The sequence below is a fragment of the Saccharibacillus alkalitolerans genome, from assembly GCF_011090185.1.
In the GTDB taxonomy this organism is placed as follows: domain Bacteria; phylum Bacillota; class Bacilli; order Paenibacillales; family Paenibacillaceae; genus Saccharibacillus; species Saccharibacillus alkalitolerans.
Genome location: NZ_JAAFGS010000003.1, coordinates 51,406 through 74,224, shown reverse-complemented (window position 1 = coordinate 74,224; position 22,819 = coordinate 51,406). Strand labels below are relative to the sequence as shown.

Below are 22,819 nucleotides of genomic sequence, written 5' to 3'. Positions count from 1 at the left end.
ATAGCCTGCCTATGGTATAATGGCTAGAGGAAATTGGAGTTAGACACAGTAGGAGATAGACCTTTGCGTAGAGAGTGGGGCAACCCACTCTTTACTTTTGGGCTCACATCTTCTGCGCCGCCCCTGCGGACGGAACCTGACAACGCTTGGAGGGTGAATGCTTGAGCACACCGAAGATCAAAACAACCGTGGAACAGATGATCGAGCCGTATTTGGCCGAGCATGGATTCGAGCTTGTGGACGTGGAATACGTCAAGGAAGGCGGAAGTTACTTCCTGCGGATTTACGTGGACAAAGAAGGCGGAATCGATATCGACGACTGCGGGCAAATCAGCGAGTACATGAGCCAGAAACTGGATGAAAACGACCCGATCGACGAGGCTTACTTCCTGGAGGTATCGTCTCCCGGAGCCGAACGGCCGCTCAAAAAAGCGGACGACGTGCGCAAGGCGGTCGGCAAAGACGTTTTTGTGACCACTTACGAGCCGGTTGGCGGATCGAAGGAATTCGAGGGCAAGCTTCTGTCGTTCGAGGGCGACGAGCTTGTGATCGCCGTCGGCAAGAAGCAGAAGCAGGCAACGGTGCCTTACGACAAAGTTGCCAGCGCCAGGCTGGCCATCATTTTCTAATATAGATAGTCTTGGAAGGGGGAGCGTTGGGCAAATGAGTACGGATTTTATTGAAGCTTTGAACGAGCTGGAGCGCGAGAGGGGGATCAGCAAGGAGGTGCTTTTCGAAGCGATTGAAGCGGCGCTGATTTCCAGCTACAAGCGCAACTTCAATACGGCTCAAAACGTGCGAGTGGATATGAACCGCAATACCGGGGTAATCAAGGTATATGCGCGCAAACTCGTCGCCGAGGAAGTACTGGACGATCGCACCGAAATTTCGCTCGAAAGCGCACGGGAAATCAACCCGCATCTGCAGATCGACGACATTGCGGAGATCGAAGTCACGCCTCGCGACTTCGGGCGTATCGCCGCTCAGACGGCCAAACAGGTCGTCACGCAGCGCATTCGCGAAGCGGAAAGAGGCCTGATCTATAACGCGTTCGTCGACAAGACGGAAGACATCGTAACCGGTACCGTGCAGCGCATGGACACCCGGAACCTTTATGTCGATCTCGGCAAGATCGAAGCGGCGCTGCCGCTTACGGAATTGATGCCGGGCGAGAAATTTGCGCACAATGAGCGTATCAAAGGGTATATAACCAAAGTGGAGAACACGACGAAGGGACCGCAAATCATTTTGTCCCGGACGCATCCGGGTCTCCTGAAGCGCTTGTTCGAGCTTGAAGTGCCGGAAATTTTCGACGGCGTCGTCGAAATCAAATCGGTTGCCCGCGAAGCGGGTTTCCGTTCCAAAATCGCCGTTTACTCCCGCAATCCGGAAGTCGATCCGGTCGGTTCCTGCGTAGGCCCGAAAGGCGTTCGCGTTCAGACCATCGTCAACGAGCTTCGCGGCGAAAAGATCGACATCGTCAATTATTCCGAGAGCGTGGAAGAATACGTGGCGAATGCGCTCAGCCCTTCTAAGGTGCTGGAAGTCGAAGTTTTCGAAGCCGAGAAAATGGCTCGCGTCATCGTGCCGGATTATCAGCTTTCGCTCGCGATCGGCATCAAAGGCCAGAACGCCCGTCTCGCGGCGAAGCTGACCGGATGGAAGATCGATATCAAGAGCGAGACGCAGGCCGAGGAAGAATTCGGCAGAGCGCGCACGTACGACGGCGAACTGCCGCAGGACTCCGTGTCCTTCGACTGACAGCCGGGCTCGGCGAAAGCGGGGAGACAGAGATGAAGAAGAGAAAAACGCCGCTGCGCAAATGCGTGGCGAGCCAGGAAATGCTGCCCAAGAAGGAATTGATTCGGGTCGTCCGCACGCCGGAAGGCCAGATCGAAATTGACCTGACGGGCAAAAAATCCGGCAGAGGCGCTTATTTGCGCGCGGACGCGGAATGCTTCAGGCTTGCCCAGAAGAACAAAGCGCTCGACCGCGCGCTCAAGCAGCCGGTACCGGCCGAGATCTATGAACAGCTTGCCCGGGATTTCATCCGGGTGGAACACCAATTCCGTGAATTACAGGAGAGAGAAACAGACGATGAATAATGAGCTTTCGGGACTGGGGCTGGCCATGCGCGCCGGAAAGATGGTTACCGGAGACGAGTTGGTCCTCAAAGCCATCCGGTCGCGCGAAGCCAAGTTGGTCGTCTTGGCCGGCGACGCCTCGTCCAATACCCACAAAAAGTTTCGCGACAAATGCGGTTCATACGGCATTCCCCTGCTCGTCGGCTTCGACCGCGAGCGGCTCGGGGCCAGCATCGGCAAGCCGGAACGCCTTGTGCTCGCGCTGACCGATCAGGGATTCGCCGACATGATCCGCAGGAAACTGGGGACTACGTCGGAGGTGGAGTATATTGAGTAAACCAGAAAACAAAGTTCGGGTCTATGAATACGCCAAGTCGCTCGACATGAGCAGTAAAGAAATCATTACCATTTTGAAAAGACTCGAAATGCCGGTAAACAATCACATGAGCGTGATGGAGCCCGAAGCGATCGGCAAAGTGGAACAATTTTTTCGAAACATCAAGTCGAACGCCTCCAAGCCGGCATCTCCAAGCAGTAAGCCGCAATCGAACGGTGACAGCCAAATAAAAAATTCACAAGAAAAGCAGGTAGGTATGAATAATAAACCACAAACCCCAAACAGCAGTCAGTCGTCAAGTCAAAGCGGTAACCGTCCTCAGGGCAGCCGTCCTTCTTCCGTAGGCGGAGGACAAAGCCGTCCGCAGGGCGGCGGTCAAGGACGTCCGCAGCAAAGCGGCCAAGGCCAGCGCCCGAGCGGCGGCCAAGGCGGCAGCCGTCCTGCACAAGGCGGCCAGGGCGGACAAAGCCAGCGCCCTTCGGGCAGCGGCGGTTCGCAAAACCGTGCGGGCGGCACTTCGCCGAGCCGCGGCGGATCTTCCACGGGCGGCGGCTTCGGCGGCAACCGCGGAGGCGGTCAGGGAGGCCAAGGCGGCAACCGCGGAGGCCAGGGCGGACGTCCGGGCGGCCAACGCCGTTCCGACGATAACCGCGGCGGATTCCGCGGCGGTCAAGGCGGCCGCGGAGGCAAAGGCGGCAACCGCGGAGGCGGACGTAGCCAACAGCCGCCGAGAGAGAAAATCGACAATACGCCGAAGAAAATTATCGTGCGCGGCACGATGACCGTCGGCGAAACGGCCAAGCTGCTGCATAAGGACGCTTCGGAAGTCATCAAGAAGCTGATCATGCTCGGCGTCATGGCCACGATCAACCAGGAACTGGACATCGACACGATCCAGCTGCTGGCCGGCGATTTCGGCGTCGAAGTCGAAATCAAGATCCCGGTCGAGGACGACCGCTTCGAGACGATCGAAGAAGTGGACGACGAAGCGGATCTGAAAGAACGCCCGCCGGTCGTAACCATCATGGGTCACGTCGACCACGGCAAAACGACTCTGCTCGACGCCATCCGTTCGACGAACGTAACCGGCGGCGAAGCGGGCGGCATCACGCAGCACATCGGCGCTTACCAGGTCGAAATCAACGGCAAAAAGATTACGTTCCTGGATACTCCGGGCCACGAAGCCTTCACGGCCATGCGTGCGCGCGGCGCCCAGGTTACCGATATGACCATCATCGTGGTCGCGGCCGACGACGGCGTTATGCCGCAGACGGTCGAAGCGGTCAACCACGCCAAAGCGGCCAATCTGCCGATTATCGTGGCGGTCAACAAAATCGATAAGCCGGATTCCAATCCGGATCGCGTCAAGCAGGAATTGACCGAATACGGCCTCGTTCCGGAAGAGTGGGGCGGAGACACGATCTTCGTCAACGTATCCGCGAAGCAAAAAATGGGCCTTGAAGGTCTGCTCGAAATGATTCTGCTCGTTGCTGAAGTCAACGACTACAAAGCGAACCCGGACAAACGCGCCCGCGGTACGGTCATCGAGGCCGAACTGGACAAAGGCCGCGGACCGGTAGCCCGCGTACTCGTTCAGCACGGCACGCTCAAAGTAGGCGACGCCTTCGTGGCGGGCAACTGCTTCGGCCGCGTACGGGCGATGGTCAACGACAAAGGACGCCGCCTGAAAGAAGCCGGCCCTTCGACTCCGGTCGAAATTACGGGTCTGACGGAAGTGCCGCTGGCCGGCGATCCGTTCATGGTCTTCGAAGACGAGCGCAAAGCCCGCAGCATCGCCGACAAACGCGCGATCACGCAGCGCGAATCCGACATGGGCGCGAATACCCGCGTTACGCTGGACGATCTGTTCAAGCACATCAAGGACGGCGAGATCAAAGATCTGAACGTCATCATCAAAGGCGACGTGCAGGGTTCGGTCGAAGCTCTCAAAGGCTCGCTCGCAAAGATCGAAGTCGAAGGCGTACGCGTCAAGATCATTCACAGCGGCGCCGGCGCGATCAACGAGTCCGACATCATTCTCGCGGCGGCATCGAATGCCATCGTAATCGGCTTCAACGTCCGTCCGGACAACCAGGCGGCTATCACGGCCGAACAGGAGAAAGTCGACATTCGTCTGCACCGCGTCATTTACAACGCGATCGAAGAGATCGAACAGGCCATGAAGGGCATGCTCGATCCGGTTTATAAAGAAAAAGTGATCGGCCAAGCCGAAGTCCGCAATGTATTCAAAGTCAGCAAAGTCGGCACTATCGCGGGTTCGATGGTTATTCAGGGCAAAATCGCCCGCAACGCGGAAGCTCGCTTGATCCGCGGCGGCATCGTCATCCACGAAGGCAAGGTCGACTCGCTCAAGCGCTTCAAGGACGATGCCAAAGAAGTATCCCAAGGTTACGAGTGCGGCATTACGCTCGACTACGCCGACGTTAAGGAAGGCGACATCATCGAAGCATTCGTGATGGAGGCCGTCGAGCGCTAAAAAGTGGGGTGAAAACAAATGGCGAAGATTAGAGTAGGCCGGGTTGCCGAGGAGATCAAAAAGGAACTCAGCCAAATGATCCAGAGCGAACTGAAAGATCCCCGGATCGGGTTCGTCACCGTCACCGATGTGGAGGTGACGGGCGACCTGTCCCAGGCGAACGTTTATCTGAGCATTTTCGGAGACGACGAACAAAAGCAGAAATCGCTGACGGGCATTGCCAAAGCGACCGGATTTTTGCGCAGCGAGATCGGCAAGCGGATCCGTCTGCGGCATACGCCGGAACTGCTGTTCCATATCGATCAGTCGATCGAATACGGAAGCAAGATCGAAAGTCTTCTCGGACAGATCAAGACCGAGGAGCCGGCTAAAGACAATGAAAGCACTAAAGGCAATAAAGGAGACGGCGATGCGGACGTATGAACAGGATCTGCTCGATGCACGAACGTTTATCGAAAAGCATGATGATTTCCTGGTCGTGGCGCACGTACAGCCGGACGGAGACGCAGTCAGTTCCACCCTCGCGGTGGGCTGGCTTCTCTCGCGTTTGGGGAAAACCTTCACATTGATCAACGAAGGTCCCATTCCGCAGCGGATGACGTACATGCACGGGGCGGGGACAATCGTCGATATGAGTCTGACCGAACGCACGCGCACTTACGGCAGCGTGATCTGCGTGGACTGCGCCGATTTCAAGCGGGTCGGGCTGGTCTCGGAATGGATGGAAGAAGGAGCGAATATGCTCAATATCGACCATCATCCGACCAACGACCGCTACGGAACGCAGAACCTGATCAAGGCCGACGCGGCCGCGACGGCAGAAATTTTGTACGATCTGGTGGCGTTGTTCGACCTCGGTTGGGACCGCAACATTGCGGAAATGCTGTATACCGGCATTTTGACCGATACGGGCGGATTCCGCTATTCCAGCACGTCGCCGAAAGTGATGCAGATCGCTTCGCATCTGCTGGAGCTCGGGGTTAACGGTCCGGATCTGGCGGATTCGCTGCTGGAGCAGCTGACCAAGCCGCAGTTCGATGTGCTGACGTTGGCGCTCGGCACGCTGCAAATGTCGGAGAACGGACAGGTGGCCTGGGTGCATGTCACGCCGGAGCATATGATACAAGCGGGCGCTGCGAACGAAGATTTGGAAGGCATCGTCAACTACCCGCGAAATATTCAAGGCGTTGAAGTCGGCGTTTTGTTTAAAGTCATCGACGAAAACGCGGTCAAGGCGAGCATGCGCTCGGCCGGCAAAGTGGACGTGGCGGCGGTCGCCGCCGAATTCGGCGGCGGCGGGCATGTGCGCGCCGCCGGCTGCCGGCTGGAAGGCACGCTTGAAGAAGTGACCAAGCTTGTTATCGAAAGGATCAAACAATCGCTATGAACGATTTCGACGGCGTACTGCCGGTACGCAAGCCTGCGGGCATGACGTCGCACGACGTCGTGGCGAAGTGCCGCAGGCTGCTGAAAATGAAACGAATCGGCCATACCGGCACGCTCGATCCGTCCGTTACCGGCGTACTCCCCCTTTGTTTGGGACGCGCCACGCGGATGGTCGAGTATCTGCAGGAAATGCCGAAGGAATACCGGGCGGTGCTGAAGCTCGGAATCGCTACCGATACCGAAGACTTGACGGGAACCGTAATTGAAGAAATGACGAAGGCCGAAGTGACGGAAGCGCAGGTGCGGGAAGCGTTAAAGGACTTTATCGGTCCGATTATGCAGACTCCGCCGATGTATTCCGCCGTAAAAGTCGACGGAAAGCGGCTGTACGAGCTGGCGCGCGAAGGCAAGACGGTCGAGCGCAAAGCCCGCGAAGTCGTGATCCACGAGCTGGAGCTGACGGAATTTCAGGACGGCGATCAGCCGGAAGTGTCGCTGCGCGTGCTCTGTTCGAAAGGCACGTATATCCGCACGCTGTGCGTCGACCTGGGAGCCAGATTGGGCGTGCCTTCGGCGATGGCGAAGCTGGAGCGGACCCTGTCGGCCGGTATCGGACTGGACCGCTGCCTGACGTTCGACGAAATTGCGGAGCGGGCGGAAGCGGGTACGCTGGAGGAAGCGCTGATCCGCGCGGACAAGGCGGCCCTGCATATGCCCGAGCATTTCGTGGATGAAAGCCGGTTGGAAAATGCGCTGCGCGGACAAAAGCTTTCGGCCTGGGCCGTATCGCCTTCCGCGAAGGGCATGACAAGGGAATTCAGGCTGTATGCGCCGGATGACCGTTTTATCGGGATTTACAAATGGGACGAAGAAGCCGAAAAAGTCGTTCCCGTCAAAGTTTTCCTTCCTTAGCGCTTGCCGCGGGAACGAAAACCGGACGGAGAACGGCAGCCGGCGGAAAATGCAGGTGATCGAAGAGTGAAGACGGTAACGTTAACTTATCCTTTAGTCGGGATCGGAGAAACGATCTCCGTTCAAAAGCAGGTCATGGCCATCGGCCAGTTCGACGGGCTTCATCTCGGGCATGTCAGCGTCATTCGGCGTGCGTTGGAAATGGGACGCAGCCTCGGACTGCCGGTCGCGGTTCTGACTTTTCATCCCCATCCGAAAGAAGTGATGGGCAAAGGCGACTACGAAGGTTATTTGACGCCGCTGCGCGACAAGGAACGGATCTTGGAAGAGCTGGGCGTCGATTATATGTACGTCGGCGAGTTTACGCCCGACTTCTCGAAAGTGCTGCCTGCCGATTTCGTGGCCAACGTGCTGCTGCCGCTCGAAGTGGAGGCGGCGGTTGTCGGTTTCGACTTCCGTTTCGGTTTCATGGGCGAAGGCACGGCGGAGTCGCTCGGCCCGCTCAGCGGAGGCAAGATCGCCGTCGAGACGGTGTCGCCGTTCCTGTTGGACGGGGAAAAGGTCGGCAGCTCCGGTATTCGGGCGGCTCTCAAAGCCGGCGACGCGGAAAAAGCCCGTCTCTGGCTCGGACGGCCGTACCGGGTGCAGGGCACCGTCGTCGGAGGCGATAAACGCGGCCGCACGATCGGATTCCCTACGGCGAACGTCGATCCGTCGGGTCATTACGTGACGCCGGCGAAAGGCGTATACGCCGTGCGTTTCGGATTGGGCGACGAAGTGCTGGACGGCGTCATGAATGTCGGGGTTAAGCCTACCTTTACGGACGGCAGCGTCAAGCCGACGTTCGAGACGCATCTGTTCGATTTCGATCGCAGCATTTACGGCGAAGAAGTATGGATGGATTTCGTGCGGTATATTCGTCCGGAACGTAAATTTTCGGGCATTGACGAGCTGGTTGCGCAGATCGCGAAAGATGCCGAAGAAGCTAGGCGGATTTTAAAAGGTTAAGGTTTACTTTTGAATGTACTTTTGTTATACTGAACTACGTTGCTTACGGACACGTGAGTGACTTAACCATGGCTTGGTTGCAGGCTTTCACCGGCCGCTACGAGGCTTTTGGGGATATTCTTATTGAATTTAGGAGGTGAATAGGATGGCATTGACTCAAGAACGTAAACAGCAGCTGATCGAGGAACACAGAACTCACGAGTCCGATACAGGATCTCCGGAAGTTCAAGTCGCTATCCTGACTGAAAACATCACAAACCTGACAGACCACCTGCGTACGCACAAGAAGGATCACCACTCGCGTCGCGGACTTCTGAAAATGGTCGGACAACGCCGCAGACTTCTGGCGTATCTGAAAAACAATGATGTTAGACGTTACAGCGCACTGATCGAAAAACTCGGCCTGCGTCGCTAAAATTAAAAAGTCTTGCACAAGCAGCCTGGTTGTGAACCCGTATGGTCTTTTTTGGAGCCGACGGCAGCAGCCGGGTTGTTTTTGTAACCGGGATTTCCCATAATCCTTATATACTTAACGTTAGAAGATCGAGGAGGAGTTTCATGGAACAGCAAGTAGAAATGCAGCTGGGGGGACGAACCCTTACGCTGAAGACCGGCCGTTTGGCCAAACAAGCGAATGCGGCGGTCATGGTCCATTACGGAGAAACGGTCGTGCTGTGCACCGTGACGGCCTCCACTCAACCGAAAGACCTCGACTTTTTCCCGCTGACCGTAAACTACGAGGAAAGAATGTATGCGGTAGGCAAAATCCCCGGCGGATTTATCAAGCGCGAAGGACGTCCGAGCGAAAAAGCGATTTTGGCCAGCCGCTTGACCGACCGTCCGATTCGTCCGCTGTTCCCGGAAGGTTTCCGCAACGACGTTCAAATTCAAAATATCGTCATGAGCGTCGATCAGGACAACGAACCGCAAATCGCGGCGATGATCGGCACTTCCGCTGCGCTTAGCATTTCCGATGTGCCGTTCGACGGACCGATCGGCGGCGTAGCCGTCGGACGCGTAGACGGCCAATTCGTCGTGAACCCGACGCTTGCCCAGCAGGAAGCCAGCGACCTGTATCTGGTTGTGGCAGGCACGAAAGACGCCATTATGATGGTCGAAGCGGAAGCGAACGAAGTGCCCGAAGAAGTCATGCTCGAAGCGATTATGTTCGGACACGACGCGGTTAAAGAGATCGTCGCGACGATCGAGCAGCTGGTCGAGGTGGCCGGCAAACCGAAAATGGAAGTCAAACTGCATGCCGTCGACGCCGAAGTCAACGAAGCGGTTCGCGCCTTTGCGTCCGATCGTCTGGTCGAAGCTGTCCGCATCGCCGAGAAGCATGCCCGCCAGGATGCGATCGACGCCGTAAACGACGAGACGGTCGCGCACTTCGCCGAGCAGTATCTGGAAACGCCGGACAAAATGGACGATGTCAAAGAGATCCTGCACGATATCGTCAAAGAAGAAGTTCGCCGCCTGATCACGCACGACAAAGTGCGTCCTGACGGACGGGGATTGGCCGAAATTCGTCCGATCAGCTCGGATGTCGCTCTGCTGCCCCGCGTTCACGGTTCGGGCTTGTTCACCCGCGGCCAGACGCAGGCGCTCAGCATTTGTACGCTCGGCGTACTGGGCGATGCTCAGATGCTCGACGGCGTCGCGCCGGAAGACACCAAACGTTTCATGCACCATTACAACTTCCCTCCGTTCAGCGTAGGCGAAGCCCGTCCGCTCAGAGCGCCGGGACGCCGCGAGATCGGGCACGGAGCGCTCGGCGAACGCGCGCTGATGAAAGTTATTCCTTCCGAAACGGAATTCCCGTACACGATCCGTCTCGTTTCCGAAGTGCTGGAATCGAACGGCTCCACGTCGCAGGCGAGTATCTGTGCCAGCACGCTGGCCATGATGGATGCGGGCGTTCCTATTAAAGCGCCGGTTGCCGGCGTGGCTATGGGACTGATCAAAGACGGAGAGCATGTTTCCATCCTGTCGGATATTCAGGGTATGGAAGATCACCTGGGCGATATGGACTTCAAAGTCGCGGGAACGAAGGAAGGCGTAACGGCCATTCAGATGGACATCAAGATCGACGGCATCAGCCGCGAGATTCTGTCCGAAGCGCTGACGCAGGCCCGCGAAGGCCGCATGCACATTCTCGAGCAAATGCTTCAGGCGATCCAGGAGCCGAGAACCAAAATGTCGAAATACGCGCCGAAGATCATGATCATCAACATCAAGCCGGAGAAGATCCGCGACGTGATCGGCGCCGGCGGCAAAGTGATCAACAAGATCATCGAAGACACCGGAGTCAAGATCGATATCGAGCAGGACGGCCGCGTCTTCATCGCTTCTTCCGACGAAGAGATGAACAATAAAGCCGCCGACATCATTCAAGGCATCGTACGCGAAGTGGTCGTCGGCGAAGTCTATGAAGGCACCGTCAGACGGATCGAGAAATTCGGCGCATTCGTCGAACTGATTCCGGGCAAAGACGGACTCGTGCATATTTCGCAGCTGGCTGCGGAACGGGTCGGCAAAGTAGAGGACGTTGTCGCAGTCGGCGACAAGCTGCAGGTCAAAGTGACGGAAATCGATGCTCAGGGACGGGTGAATCTGTCGCACAAGGTGCTGCTGAACGCCAGCGAGCCTTCGAAGTCCTGATTCGATAAGCAAATTTCAGATTCATAAAAGCACAAAAAAGAGCCAGAAGTCGATTCTGTCTCTTTTTTTGTGCATGCGCGTACGAAGGACAGGGCCGCGAGCGGCGGAATCGCAAGCTTTCTAATCCGGTTGAGTACGAACCGAAAATTTGCTAGGATAGAGTCTGCACGTTCATTTGAACCGATACCTATCGGAAGCGCGCACGGGAGGGAATAACGTTTTGGAAAAATATACGCTGAGCAGCGGGCTGCGGGTTGTAGCCGAGCATATTCCGGGTTCGCGCTCCGTTTCGTTCGGCATCTGGGTCAAAAACGGATCGCGGAACGAGTCGGAAGCCGATAACGGCATTTCGCACTTTATCGAACATATGCTGTTCAAGGGCACGGAACGCTACGATGCGAGAGCGATCGCAGAGCAGTTTGACGCCGTAGGAGGCAACGTCAATGCCTTCACGTCCAAAGAATATACAAGCTATTACGCAAAAGTGCTGGACGAACATCTGCCGATCGCCATGGATATTTTGGCGGACATGTTCTTCAACTCCAAGTTCGATCCGGAGGAGCTGTCGCGCGAGAAAAACGTCATTTTCGAGGAAATTTCCATGTATCTCGACGATCCCGACGACTTGGTGCACGATTTGATCGTCGAAGCCGCGTACGAAGGACATCCGCTGGCGATGCCGATTCTGGGCACGCAGGACCATTTGGCAGGTATGTCTTCGGAAGACCTGCGCCGCTTCATGCATGAACGTTATACGGTCGACAATACGATCGTCGCGATCGCCGGCAATCTCGGAGACAATGTGCTCGAACTGCTCGAACAGCATTTCGGGTCTTTCGCCCGCAAAGGAGACGTATCGCCGATCACGGAACCGTCTTTCGGGGGCGGACTCGTCTACCGGAAAAAGAAAACGGAGCAGAACCATATCTGTATGGCGTTTCAAGGCTTCGGTTACGACGATCCGAGGCAGTACGCGATGGCGCTGCTCAACAACTCGATCGGAGGAGGCATGAGCTCCAAGCTGTTCCAGGAAATCCGGGAAAAAAGAGGCTTGGCTTACTCCGTCTATTCGTATCACAGCGCCCATGCCGACAGCGGATACTTCACGATTTATGCGGGAACGGCGCCCAAGCAGACTGCCGACGTCTTGAAGCTGACGCAGGAAGTGCTGCACGATATCCGGGCGAACGGGCTGAGCGAATCGGAAATCCGCAAGGGGCAGCAGCAGTTGAAAGGCAGCCTGATCATGGGGCTGGAAGGCAGCGGAAGCCGCATGAACCGTCTGGGCAAAAACGAGCTGATGCTCGGACGCCACGAGACGATCGACGAGACGATCGCCAAGATCGAAGCGGTGACGGAAGCCGACGTTAAGCTTGCGCTCGACCATTTGTTTGCACAACCGTTCGCCGTCGCGATGGTCGGGAATTCCGACCGCGCGCTGAACGCATTAAGGAGAGATGAACTTGTCCCATCTGGTACAAATTAAACGGTTTCCCGGCAACGAAGATTTGGCGCTGCCGCGAAAAATGACCGAGCTGGCCGCTGGCTACGACCTGCAGGCCGCCGTGATCGAACCGATCGTGCTGGCGCCGATGCAGCGCGCGCTTGTCCCGACCGGAATCGCCATCGCCATGCCTGGCGGCCTCGAAGCGCAGATCCGTCCGCGCAGCGGGTTGGCGTTCAAGCACGGCATTACCTGCTTGAATACGCCGGGCACGATCGACGCCGATTACCGGGGCGAGATCAAAGTGCTGCTGATCAATCTCGGTCAGGAGCCTTTCACGATCGCGCGCGGAGAACGCATCGCGCAGATGGTCTTCCAGGAGGTGCCGGAGACCGAATTGGCCGAGGTCGAGGAGCTGTCCGAGACGGTCCGCGGCGCCGGCGGCTTCGGCCACACGGGCAAATAGAACCGGTTTTGAAAAAAAGCCGCGGCCTCTTCCGAGCGAAGAAAGCCGCGGGTTTTTTTGCTTTCGGAATGCTGACACGGAGCGTTAACGTCTTGCATTTTACCCCGATACAAACTATGATATTCACAATGCAAACCTTGATGTTTAGCGATTTTGCCCCATATAAAGGAGAGACAAGCCAGATGTCGAATGAAACGTTTAACGTAGCTGTCGTCGGCTCGACCGGCGCGGTCGGCGAACAAATTCTCAGATTGCTCGAAGAGCGCGACTTCCCGATCAAGACCTTGAAACTGCTGTCGTCCGCGAGAAGCGCGGGCACGAAGCTCAAGTTCAAAGGCCGGGAAGTCACGGTCGAAGAAGCGAAGCCGGAGAGCTTCGAAGGCGTGCAGATCGCGCTGTTCAGCGCGGGCGGAGACGTCAGCAAAGCGCTTGTGCCCGAAGCGATCAAGCGGGGCACCGTCTGCATCGACAATACGAGCGCCTTCCGGATGGATCCGACCGCTCCGCTTGTCGTGCCGGAAGTCAATGAAGAGAAAATTTTCGAGCATAACGGCGTCATCGCGAATCCGAACTGCTCGACGATCCAGATGGTCGCCGCGCTGAAGCCGCTGCAGGACCGCTACGGACTTAAACGGATCATCGTATCGACGTACCAGGCGGTGTCCGGAGCGGGCGCCAAAGCCATCGCGGAATTGAACCGCCAGACGAAAGCGATCGTGGACGGAGAGCCGGTCAATCCCGACGTGCTTCCGGTATCCTCGCTGCCGGTCAAGCATCAAATCGCCTACAACGCGGTTCCGCAGATCGACAAGTTCATGGACAACGGCTTTACGTACGAAGAGATGAAGATGGTTAACGAAACGAAAAAAATCATGGGCGACGAGTCGATCCAGGTCACGGCGACCTGCGTGCGCATTCCCGTCGTATACGGCCATTCGGAATCCGTTTACGTGGAACTGGGTTCGGAATACGACCTGCAGGAAGTACGCTCGCTGCTGGAAAACGCCCCGGGCATCACCGTCGTCGACGATCCGGCCAACCAGGCGTATCCGCTGGCGACCGACGCGGCCGGCAAAAACGACGTGTTCGTCGGCCGTCTGCGCCGCGACCTCGATTCGCCGACCGGACTCAATATGTGGATCGTCTCGGATAATCTGCTCAAAGGCGCGGCGTGGAACGCCGTGCAAATCGCTGAAATCATTGCGGCTCGTTCGCGGCAGGCATAACGAAAGGAAGAGACCATGGCTATTCGGGTTCAAAAATTCGGCGGAACGTCGCTGTCTTCGGAAGAAGCGAGAGCGCACGTCGTCCGTCATATCCAGCGCGAGCTGGCTGCCGGTTACCAACTGGTTGTCGTCGTCTCCGCGATGGGGCGCAGCGGCGATCCGTACGCGACCGACACGCTGCTCGGCTGGGCGGCATCCACGAGCGGCAAATCGCTGCCGGCTAAAGAAAAAGATCTGCTTATGGGCTGCGGGGAGATTATTTCCGCGGCCACGCTCTGCGGCATTTTGCATCAGGAAGGCATCGACGCGACCGTATTGACGGGCGCGCAGGCCGGCTTCATGACGGACAGCCATTTCGGCAACGCGCGCATTTTGGAAATGCGTCCGGAGCGAGTGCTGCGAGAGCTGCAGGACCACAGCGTCGTCATCGTGACCGGTTTTCAAGGACAGAACGAATACGGAGATCTCACCACGCTGGGCCGGGGCGGCAGCGACACGTCGGCGACGGCGCTGGGCGCCGCCCTTCATGCGGAGATCGTCGACATTTATACGGACGTCAACGGCATTCTGACCGCGGACCCGCGCCTGGTGGAAGACGCCAAGCCGCTTGAAGTGGTCAGTTACACCGAAATCTGCAACATGGCTCACCAGGGCGCGAAAGTGATTCATCCGCGCGCCGTGGAAATCGCCATGCAGGCGCAGATTCCGGTACGGGTGCGTTCGACGTTCTCCGAAGAGGAAGGCACGCTCGTGACCCATCCGGAGAACTTCGCGGACGTTTCGGCCGGTGTCATCGACCGTTTCGTCACGGGCATCGCTTACGTCAGCAACGTGACCCAGATTACGGTCGAGCAGCCGGACCCGAGCGGTCAGCTGTCGTTGAACGTGTTCAAAGCGATGGCGGAAAACGCGATCAGCGTCGACTTCATCAACGTGACGCCGGTCGGCGCCGTGTACACGGTGTTCGATACCGAAGCGGAACGCGCGCTCGCTGCCCTGCGCGGTATCGGTTACGAGCCCCGTGCCCTGAACGGCTGCGCCAAAGTTTCCGTCATCGGCGGAGGCATCAACGGAGTGCCGGGCATCATGTCCCATATCGTCGAGGCGTTGACGCTGCAGAACGTGCAGATTCTGCAATCGGCCGACTCGAACACGACGATCTGGGTGCTCGTGAAAAAAGAGGACATGGTCAAAGCGCTGAAGGCGCTGCATGCCCGCTTCGAACTGCACCGGTAAGGCCTAACCATACAGACAAAGCAGATATACAAAGATCACACAAGGCACGAAGAAGGAGAGTAAAAAAATGGATTTCGGACGATTGATAACCGCCATGGTCACTCCTTTCGACGGGCAGGGGGAAGTGGCGTGGGAGCAAATTCCCGCGCTCATCGATATGCTGATCGAACGTCAGCGAACGGAAGCGATCGTCGTGTTCGGCACGACGGGAGAGTCTCCGACGCTGACCGATGAAGAAAAAATCCGGCTGCTCGAAGTTTCGGTCAAGCATGCGGCCGGACGCTGCAAAATCATTGCCGGAACGGGCAGCAACGATACGCACCACAGCGTGGAATTGACGAAAGCGGCGGAAAAAGCGGGTGCGGACGGCGTGCTGTTGGTCGTTCCTTACTACAACCGTCCGAATCAGGGCGGCCTGTACGCGCATTTCGCGGCGATCGCGGAGGCGACATCGCTTCCGGTCATGCTTTATAACGTGCCGAGCCGCACCGCTTCCAATCTCGAAGGGGCGACGACGCTTCGTCTGGCGCAGCTGCCCAACGTGGTGGCCATCAAAGAGTGCGCGTCCGTCGATCAGGTTGCTTATATCGCGTCGCGCGCTCCGTCGGGCTTTCGCGTATATACGGGCGACGATTCGGCGTCTCTGCCGGCGCTGTCCGTCGGCGCTTACGGCGTCGTCAGCGTGGCGAGCCACGTGGTCGGCGCGCGGATGAGCGAGATGATCGCCGCGCACGCCGGAGGAGACGCCGCAGAAGCGACGCGCATCTATCATTCGCTGCTGCCGGTATTCAAGGGGCTGTTCGCCTGCCCTCATCCGGTGCCGAATCCCGTCGCGGTCAAATACGCACTGAAGCTGCGCGGTTACGAAGCGGGCGGAGTGCGCCTGCCTCTCGTGGATGCCACCGAGGAAGAGAAGGCTTACATCGAACGATTCATGGCCGATTTCTCTTAAAAAGAATGTCCTTTATTTTCGGAATGAGAAAAGCGCCGTTTCCTTAAGGAAACGGCGCTTTTTGCATGTCCGAACATCCTGGAAATCGACGCTTCGGAGGGCAGGGAAAGGGAGCATGCAGGGAATGAGAGGGCTTTCGACTTGTATTTTGGGTTTTCATTCATGTATAATGGACGCAAGTGACTGGGTGCGGGTTATAGAAAAACAACACGAACCATATTTGACGGAGGTTCGTGCATCGGCTTGATCGGATGATATCGGGCGGCTTTTGCGTACAAAAAACCCTCTCGAATCGTTAGCGGTGAAAGTCTTTGTTCGAGCTATGCCAAAAACCGGAAAAATAGCAAACGTCCAACATTTATAGAACAAACATAATACTAAACTTGGGAGGTTTATCTATCTTGGCTAAGAAAAATAACAATACGGAGAAGCTGACGATTTTCGCCCTCGGCGGCGTCGGCGAAATTGGTAAAAATATGTATGTCGTGCAGTACGGCAACGACATCGTCGTCGTGGATGCCGGCCTGAAGTTCCCCGAAGAAGACATGCTCGGAATCGACCTGGTCATTCCGGATATCAGCTACCTGACGGAGAACCGCGACAAAGTCAGAGGCATTATCGTGACGCACGGTCACGAAGACCATATCGGCGGACTGCCGTACGTCCTGAAGCACCTGAACGTGCCGCTGTACGCGACGAAGCTGACGCTCGGCCTGATCGAGAACAAACTTCGCGAAGCGAACCTGCTGGGCGAAACGAAGAGAATTCTGATCAACGCGGATTCGGAACTGCAGCTGGGCAGCACGCTGACGGCGACGTTCTTCAAAACGAATCACAGCATTCCGGACTCCGTCGGGGTCTGCATCGAGACGCCGGAAGGCAACGTCGTTCATACGGGCGACTTCAAGTTCGACCATACGCCGGTCAACGACCAGTTCGCGGACCTGCAGCGCATGGCCGAAATCGGTCAAAAAGGCGTGTTGGCTCTGCTGTCGGACAGCACGAACGCCGAGAAGCCGGGCTTCACGCCTTCGGAACGCAGCGTGGGCGTCGTGCTGGAAGACATCTTCCGCAAAGCCCGTCAGCGCGTCGTCGTGGCGACGTTCGCATCCAACGTGCACCGGATTCAGCAGGTCGTTAACGCGGCCGCCGCGACCGACCGCAAGATCGTCGTCGTCGGACGCAGCATGGTCAACGTCGTCACGATCGCTTCGGAACTCGGCTACTTGGAAATTCCGGAAGGCATGATCATCGAGCCGGAAGAAATCAACCGCATCGGCGCGGACCGCGTCGCGATTCTGTGCACGGGCAGCCAGGGCGAGCCGATGTCCGCGCTCAGCCGCATGGCGCGCTCGACTCACCGCAAAGTGGACATTCTGCCGGGCGACACGGTCATCATCGCGGCTACGCCGGTACCGGGCAACGAGAAATACGTAGGCCGCACGATCGACGCCCTGTTCCGCCTCGGCGCGGAAGTCATCTACAGCGGTTCGAACAAAGGCGTGCACGTATCCGGCCACGGTTCGCAGGAAGAACTGAAGCTGATGCTGAATCTGATGCGTCCGAAATTCTTCATTCCGATTCACGGCGAATACCGCATGCTCCGCAAGCACGCGCAGCTGGGCGAATCCGTCGGCGTCGATCCGGACAACATCTTCCTGATCGATATCGGCGACACCGTCGAAATTCAGAACGGCGAAGCCCGCAAAGCGGGTAAAGTGCCTTCCGGCAACGTTCTGATCGACGGACTCGGCGTAGGCGACGTGGGCAACATCGTGCTGCGCGACCGCAAGCTGCTGTCGCAGGACGGGATCCTGGTCGTCGTCGTTACGCTCAGCAAACAGGACGGCCGCATCGTATCCGGTCCGGACATCATCTCCCGCGGCTTCGTGTACGTACGCGAATCCGAAGGGCTGCTTGACGAAGCGAACCGCGTCGTGACGAGCACGCTGCAGCGCCTGATGAGCGAGAACGTCAACGAATGGGCTTCGCTCAAATCGGGCGTCAAAGACTCGCTCGGACGCTTCCTGTTCGACCAGACGCGCCGCCGTCCGATGATCCTGCCGATCATCATGGAAGTGTAATCGACCTTGTTCGAAATACAAGCCTGCCGCTGCTTTCGCGGCGGGCTTTTTTGTCTTTAGGGGGCGGAGAAGGCCGTTTGGCTCTGCCTTTTGGCGAACTTATGTGCTATTATGGGGAGAGCTTGTGTCAACGGCAGGAGGGATCTGGAGTGACTCAAAAAAAAGGCGCGGGAACGCGGAGCGGCGGCAAAACAACCGTCAGCAAAGCCCGCACAAGCGGCGGCCGCGCATCGGGGAAGAGCAAAAAGAAGAAGAAGGGTTCGCTTGCGAGCGCTCTTAAATATGAAATTTACGGAATCGTGTTGATTACGCTGTCAGTGATCGGTTTGTCCGGCCAAGCTTTCATCGGACAGCTGATGTCCGCCGGTTTCGGTCTTGTACTGGGGAAAGCTTACGCGATTATTCCGCTGTTGGGCGTCTACACGGGATTATATTTGATGATTCGGCGCGGTCTTCCTTACGGGTGGAGCTCGCGCAAATCCGGTCTGCTGCTGGTCGTTCTGGCCGGCGTATTGATGCTGTCGATCGGGGAAGCGCAGAGCCACGCCGAGCTCGAAGGAAACATGAGCGCAGGAGGCATTTTATCGGCGGCGCAGAGCGATTTACATAAAGCTTTGATCGCCCCCGACGCGGCAACGAGCGAAACGACCCCGTTTCTGCGTCCCATCGGCGGAGGCTACTTCGGCGCGCTGCTGCTGTCGCTGCTGTATTTGATGGTGGGCATGCCCGGCGCGAAGCTGGCTTCGGCCGTTCTGCTCGTGATCGGCATCATGCTGATTACGCAGATGTCTTACGTGGATTTGATGAATCTGCTCCGGCGCAGAGCGGGCGAAGCGGCAAGGTCCGCGGGAGCCCGTTTAAAAGAAGAACGGCTGGCGTCCGAGCAGCGCAGGCTCGAGGCCGAGCAGCAAGCCGAAATTCGCGCGCGGGAAAAGGCGGAAGCGGCGGAGCGCCGGCGGGCCGCGCTGCCGCAGCCGGAAGCAGACGAAGACGGGGAAGAACGGCGCGGCCTGACCGCCGCCTTGAAGGGGCGGCGGCGCAGAGGCGGCGCGGAGCAGGAAGAAGAAGAGCAGCCCGGGGAAGAGTTTAAGATCACCGGCGTATACCGAGTCCCGAGCGAGCTCCGCGGGGGGCAGGCGGAAAGCGGCATTCGGGCCGAGGACGGAGAAGCGTCCTCCGGGCAGGTGTCCGAAGCGAATGCGGATCAAAATCCGCAAACGGCCGAGGAGCAGGTCGCGGGCCGCGAATATCAAGCTCCGATCATTCGGGACTTTTTCGAACATATCCGGTCCGAGAAATCGCGGGCCAAAGAGGCGGCGCCGGCGGCCGATGACGACGCCGACGACTTTGAAGAGGCGGCCTCGGGATTCGGCCCGCCCGGAAGTTCTGCGGAATACGGCACGGAACAGCCGGAAGCACCGGGAACGGACGTCGGCGGGTTCACGGGAGCGGTGCCTGCCGCGGCCCCGTCCGCGGGAGGAGCCGAGCTGGTGCCGGAAGGCGATCCGTCCATTCCCGCAGCTGCCGGCGAACTGTTGGAATCGGCCGAAGGCGAGACGGCCAAACCGCCGCCCAAGCCGTACAAGCTTCCGCCGCTCAAGCTGCTGGCGGTACCCAAGCCCGACGATAACGCTTCGGCCAATCAGGCCGACTACATGCAGACGGCGCGCAAACTGGAAACGACGCTGGAAAGTTTCGGCGTTCGCGCCCGGGTGCTCGAAGTGGTGCGGGGACCGGCGGTTACCCGCTACGAAATTCAACCGGACGTCGGCGTCAAGGTAAGCCGCGTCGTCGGCTTGACCGACGATATCGCATTGGCCCTCGCCGCCAAGGATATCCGCATGGAGGCTCCGATACCTGGCAAGTCCGCAATCGGCATCGAAGTGCCGAACAACGAAGTTTCTATGGTCACGATGCGCGAAGTTATGGATACCTCGGTATTCGCGGATGCCGCTTCCAAACTGACGGTCGCCTTCGGACGCGATATTTCCGGTCAGACGATCGTCGGGAATCTGGCGCGGATGCCCCACCTGCTCGTTGCCGGCGCGACGGGATCCGGCAAATCGGTCTGCATCAACGGCATCATCGCCAGCATTTTGTACAAGGCAAAGCCGGACGAGGTCAAGTTCCTGATGGTCGATCCCAAGATGGTCGAACTGAACGTCTATAACGGCATTCCGCATCTGCTGGCGCCGGTCGTAACCGACCCGCGCCGGGCTTCGCTCGCGCTGAAGAAGATCGTCGTCGAGATGGAGAAGCGCTACGAGCTTTTCTCCAAGTCGTCGACGCGAAATATCGAAGGCTACAACACGCTGATGAAGGACAATCCTTCCGCAATCCTGCCGTATATCGTCGTCATCGTCGACGAGCTGGCCGATCTGATGATGGTCGCGGCCGGAGACGTCGAAGACGCGATCGCCCGCCTCGCCCAGATGGCTCGGGCGGCCGGCATCCATCTGATCATCGCGACCCAGCGGCCGTCGGTCGACGTCATTACCGGCGTCATCAAAGCGAACATTCCGTCGCGCATCGCGTTCGGCGTATCGTCGCAGGTCGATTCGCGCACCATCCTCGATATGGGCGGCGCGGAGAAGCTGCTGGGCCGGGGGGACATGCTGTTCATGCCGATGGGCGCTTCCAAGCCGGTCCGTGTGCAGGGCGCTTTCCTCAGCGACAACGAGGTCGAGGAAATCGTCGCCTACTGCAGCGGTCAGGCGGAAGCGCAGTACGATACGGCGCTCGTGCCGGAGATCGACGATACGTCCGCCGAGCCGGAAGAAGCGCTGGACGAGCTGTACGACCAGGCTGTCCAGATCGTCGTCGAAGCCAAGCAGGCTTCCGTGTCGCTGCTTCAGCGCCGAATGCGGGTCGGCTACACGCGCGCCGCTCGCCTTGTCGACGCCATGGAGGCCCGCGGCATCGTCGGTCCGTACGAGGGCAGCAAACCGCGCGAGGTACTCATTTCGATCGAACAGCTGCAGGCGAGCCGGGCGGCGAATTCCTGAGCGGCCTGCCGCCGAGCCGCCGTGCGAATGCGAATCCGACTTACCAAGATTCCGCCGCCGCATTTGGACATCCGGGTCCGATGCGGAGGCGGAATTTTTTTTGTTCGCCGTTCCGCGTCTGCCCTTCAGTTGATTCCGCTCTCCGCGGTAGTATAGAATAATCAAGAATGGTTAAAGAGTACAAGGAACCCAACTCGAGCGGAATCCGCCGATAGCCTAAGGAGTGATAACAATGAGTACCCCAGGATTTGAACGGGCAGCGGAAGGCCGGATTCGCATCCATGTCCTGCCGACCAAGCGGTTCAAGACGTTTGCCGTTTCCTTATATGCCGGAGCTCCGCTTCGCGAAGAGACCGTAACGCCGATTGCGCTGACGCCGTTTGTGCTGCGCCGCGGCAATGCCTCTTATCCGGAGACGATTCTGTTTCGGGAACGTTTGGAAGAACTGTACGGCGCGGGCTTCGGCTTCGATGTGTACAAGCGCGACGAAAGCCAGATCGTACAGTTCCGGATGGATACGATCAATGACGCTTTTGTCAGCACGGATGAGCCGCTGCTGGAGAACTCGTTGGCTTTTCTCGGCCAGACGCTGACCCGTCCCGCGCTGGAGAACGGCGTTTTCAAGACGAAGTTCGTCGACGCCGAGCGTGACAACGTACGCAAAAAGCTCGACGCGGTCATCAACAACAAAGTTCGTTATGCCGGCGCACGCTGCTTGGAGGAGATGTTCGCGGGGGAAGCTTACCGGCTGAACGCGCTGGGCAAACGGGAAGCGCTCGAGGAACTGAACGCGTCCGCTTTGCATGAGTCTTATCGCAAATGGCTGTCCGAAGCCGCGCTCGATCTGTACGTGGTCGGCGACACGACGCTGGACGAAGTGCGCGGCATCGTGCACAAGCACTTCGACATCGCGGGACCGGGAAACGAACCGCACGAATACAAAAGAAGCGGGAAGAACGAAGGGGTGGGCAACCCGCATATCGTCAAAGAAACGATGGACGTGTCGCAGGGCAAGCTGAACATCGGCTTCAAAACGTCGATCGATTACGCCGACGACCGCTATGCTGCCGCTCTCGTGTACAACGGCGTGCTGGGCGGTTACCCGCATTCGAAGCTGTTCCAGAACGTGCGCGAAAAAGCGAGCTTGGCGTATTACGCTTCTTCGCAGTACGAACCGCACAAAGCGTTCGCGACGATTCAATCGGGGATCGAGATCGGCAACTACGACCGCGCGCTGGACATTATTCGCGTTCAGCTCGATGCGATGCAGGCCGGCGATATTACCGAAACGGAACTCGGCCAGACCAAGGCGATGCTGGGCAACGATCTGCGCGAAGTGCGCGACTCGGCGTTCCAGATGATCCATCACGACTTCGGCGGACGTTTGTCGGGCCGCAGCCGCGACGTATCCGAGCTGATCGAGCAGGTGGAGCGCATGACGAAGGAGCAGGTGGCCGAAGCGGCACGGAATTTCCGGCTCGACACCATTTACTTTTTGACGGGAAAAGGGGAGGAATAACG

Annotated in this window: 19 protein-coding genes; all 19 read left to right on the top strand. The window is 58.0% G+C overall.

Annotated elements, in window-relative coordinates; translation table 11 throughout:
- Nucleotides 1–161: 161 nt before the first annotated feature.
- Nucleotides 162–629 (top strand): ribosome maturation factor RimP, encoded by a 468-nt coding sequence (gene rimP / locus GYN08_RS09060; RefSeq protein ID WP_166273901.1) that lies wholly within the window; start codon nucleotides 162–164, stop codon nucleotides 627–629.
- 34 nt (nucleotides 630–663) lie between these two features.
- Nucleotides 664–1,761 (top strand): transcription termination factor NusA, encoded by a 1,098-nt coding sequence (nusA, locus tag GYN08_RS09055; protein WP_166273900.1) that lies wholly within the window; start codon nucleotides 664–666, stop codon nucleotides 1,759–1,761.
- A 32-nt stretch (nucleotides 1,762–1,793) separates the two neighbouring features.
- Nucleotides 1,794–2,105 (top strand): RNase P modulator RnpM, encoded by a 312-nt coding sequence (rnpM, locus tag GYN08_RS09050; RefSeq protein ID WP_166273899.1) that lies wholly within the window; start codon nucleotides 1,794–1,796, stop codon nucleotides 2,103–2,105.
- Nucleotides 2,098–2,421: a L7Ae/L30e/S12e/Gadd45 family ribosomal protein gene (locus tag GYN08_RS09045; RefSeq protein ID WP_166273898.1), complete on the top strand. Its 324-nt coding sequence runs from the start codon at nucleotides 2,098–2,100 to the stop codon at nucleotides 2,419–2,421. The genes rnpM and GYN08_RS09045 overlap by 8 nt, the downstream gene beginning before the upstream one ends.
- A complete protein-coding gene (gene infB, locus GYN08_RS09040; protein ID WP_166273897.1) occupies nucleotides 2,414–4,918 on the top strand; it encodes a translation initiation factor IF-2 in 2,505 nt (834 codons plus the stop codon). Before GYN08_RS09045 ends, infB begins: the two co-directional genes overlap by 8 nt.
- A gap of 18 nt (nucleotides 4,919–4,936) precedes the next feature.
- The gene (gene rbfA, locus GYN08_RS09035; RefSeq protein WP_166273896.1) at nucleotides 4,937–5,341 is read left to right on the top strand and encodes a 30S ribosome-binding factor RbfA; all 405 of its coding nucleotides are present in this window, start codon (nucleotides 4,937–4,939) and stop codon (nucleotides 5,339–5,341) included.
- A complete protein-coding gene (locus GYN08_RS09030) occupies nucleotides 5,328–6,305 on the top strand; it encodes a DHH family phosphoesterase (RefSeq protein ID WP_166273895.1) in 978 nt (325 codons plus the stop codon). Before rbfA ends, GYN08_RS09030 begins: the two co-directional genes overlap by 14 nt.
- Nucleotides 6,302–7,216 (top strand): tRNA pseudouridine(55) synthase TruB, encoded by a 915-nt coding sequence (gene truB / locus GYN08_RS09025; RefSeq protein WP_166273894.1) that lies wholly within the window; start codon nucleotides 6,302–6,304, stop codon nucleotides 7,214–7,216. The genes GYN08_RS09030 and truB overlap by 4 nt, the downstream gene beginning before the upstream one ends.
- A 66-nt stretch (nucleotides 7,217–7,282) precedes the next feature.
- Complete coding sequence (locus GYN08_RS09020) at nucleotides 7,283–8,224, top strand: bifunctional riboflavin kinase/FAD synthetase (RefSeq protein ID WP_166273893.1); 942 nt, start codon at nucleotides 7,283–7,285, stop codon at nucleotides 8,222–8,224.
- 145 nt (nucleotides 8,225–8,369) lie between these two features.
- Nucleotides 8,370–8,639, top strand: coding sequence for a 30S ribosomal protein S15 (gene rpsO / locus GYN08_RS09015; RefSeq protein WP_087800924.1), 270 nt, complete (start codon nucleotides 8,370–8,372; stop codon nucleotides 8,637–8,639).
- 143 nt (nucleotides 8,640–8,782) lie between these two features.
- Nucleotides 8,783–10,885, top strand: coding sequence for a polyribonucleotide nucleotidyltransferase (gene pnp / locus GYN08_RS09010; protein WP_166273892.1), 2,103 nt, complete (start codon nucleotides 8,783–8,785; stop codon nucleotides 10,883–10,885).
- Between the two features lie 220 nt (nucleotides 10,886–11,105).
- Nucleotides 11,106–12,371: a M16 family metallopeptidase gene (locus GYN08_RS09005; protein ID WP_166273891.1), complete on the top strand. Its 1,266-nt coding sequence runs from the start codon at nucleotides 11,106–11,108 to the stop codon at nucleotides 12,369–12,371.
- Complete coding sequence (gene dut, locus GYN08_RS09000) at nucleotides 12,349–12,795, top strand: dUTP diphosphatase (protein ID WP_206023678.1); 447 nt, start codon at nucleotides 12,349–12,351, stop codon at nucleotides 12,793–12,795. Before GYN08_RS09005 ends, dut begins: the two co-directional genes overlap by 23 nt.
- A 182-nt stretch (nucleotides 12,796–12,977) precedes the next feature.
- The gene (locus GYN08_RS08995; RefSeq protein WP_166273889.1) at nucleotides 12,978–14,021 is read left to right on the top strand and encodes an aspartate-semialdehyde dehydrogenase; all 1,044 of its coding nucleotides are present in this window, start codon (nucleotides 12,978–12,980) and stop codon (nucleotides 14,019–14,021) included.
- A gap of 15 nt (nucleotides 14,022–14,036) precedes the next feature.
- Nucleotides 14,037–15,257 (top strand): aspartate kinase, encoded by a 1,221-nt coding sequence (gene dapG, locus GYN08_RS08990; RefSeq protein WP_166273888.1) that lies wholly within the window; start codon nucleotides 14,037–14,039, stop codon nucleotides 15,255–15,257.
- Between the two features lie 67 nt (nucleotides 15,258–15,324).
- Complete coding sequence (gene dapA / locus GYN08_RS08985; RefSeq protein ID WP_166273887.1) at nucleotides 15,325–16,209, top strand: 4-hydroxy-tetrahydrodipicolinate synthase; 885 nt, start codon at nucleotides 15,325–15,327, stop codon at nucleotides 16,207–16,209.
- A 401-nt stretch (nucleotides 16,210–16,610) separates the two neighbouring features.
- A complete protein-coding gene (locus GYN08_RS08980) occupies nucleotides 16,611–18,293 on the top strand; it encodes a ribonuclease J (RefSeq protein WP_166273886.1) in 1,683 nt (560 codons plus the stop codon).
- Between the two features lie 149 nt (nucleotides 18,294–18,442).
- Entirely contained in the window at nucleotides 18,443–21,298 is a 2,856-nt protein-coding gene (locus GYN08_RS08975; protein WP_328802915.1) for a DNA translocase FtsK, read from the top strand.
- A 232-nt stretch (nucleotides 21,299–21,530) separates the two neighbouring features.
- Nucleotides 21,531–22,817 carry an EF-P 5-aminopentanol modification-associated protein YfmF gene (gene yfmF / locus GYN08_RS08970; protein ID WP_166273885.1) on the top strand — a complete coding sequence of 429 codons (1,287 nt, stop codon included), beginning with the start codon at nucleotides 21,531–21,533 and terminating at the stop codon, nucleotides 22,815–22,817.
- The last annotated feature ends 2 nt before the right edge of the window (nucleotides 22,818–22,819 follow it).

Excerpts from the sequence above, each read along its gene's own strand:
- rbfA (WP_166273896.1), top strand. The coding sequence starts at position 4,937 with ATGGCGAAGATTAGAGTAGGCCGGGTTGCCGAGGAGATCAAAAAGGAA.
- nusA (WP_166273900.1), top strand. The coding sequence starts at position 664 with ATGAGTACGGATTTTATTGAAGCTTTGAACGAGCTGGAGCGCGAGAGG.
- dapA (WP_166273887.1), top strand. The coding sequence starts at position 15,325 with ATGGATTTCGGACGATTGATAACCGCCATGGTCACTCCTTTCGACGGG.
- pnp (WP_166273892.1), top strand. The coding sequence starts at position 8,783 with ATGGAACAGCAAGTAGAAATGCAGCTGGGGGGACGAACCCTTACGCTG.
- yfmF (WP_166273885.1), top strand. The coding sequence starts at position 21,531 with ATGAGTACCCCAGGATTTGAACGGGCAGCGGAAGGCCGGATTCGCATC.
- rnpM (WP_166273899.1), top strand. The coding sequence starts at position 1,794 with ATGAAGAAGAGAAAAACGCCGCTGCGCAAATGCGTGGCGAGCCAGGAA.
- GYN08_RS09045 (WP_166273898.1), top strand. The coding sequence starts at position 2,098 with ATGAATAATGAGCTTTCGGGACTGGGGCTGGCCATGCGCGCCGGAAAG.
- rpsO (WP_087800924.1), top strand. The coding sequence starts at position 8,370 with ATGGCATTGACTCAAGAACGTAAACAGCAGCTGATCGAGGAACACAGA.
- truB (WP_166273894.1), top strand. The coding sequence starts at position 6,302 with ATGAACGATTTCGACGGCGTACTGCCGGTACGCAAGCCTGCGGGCATG.
- GYN08_RS08995 (WP_166273889.1), top strand. The coding sequence starts at position 12,978 with ATGTCGAATGAAACGTTTAACGTAGCTGTCGTCGGCTCGACCGGCGCG.
- dapG (WP_166273888.1), top strand. The coding sequence starts at position 14,037 with ATGGCTATTCGGGTTCAAAAATTCGGCGGAACGTCGCTGTCTTCGGAA.
- GYN08_RS09030 (WP_166273895.1), top strand. The coding sequence starts at position 5,328 with ATGCGGACGTATGAACAGGATCTGCTCGATGCACGAACGTTTATCGAA.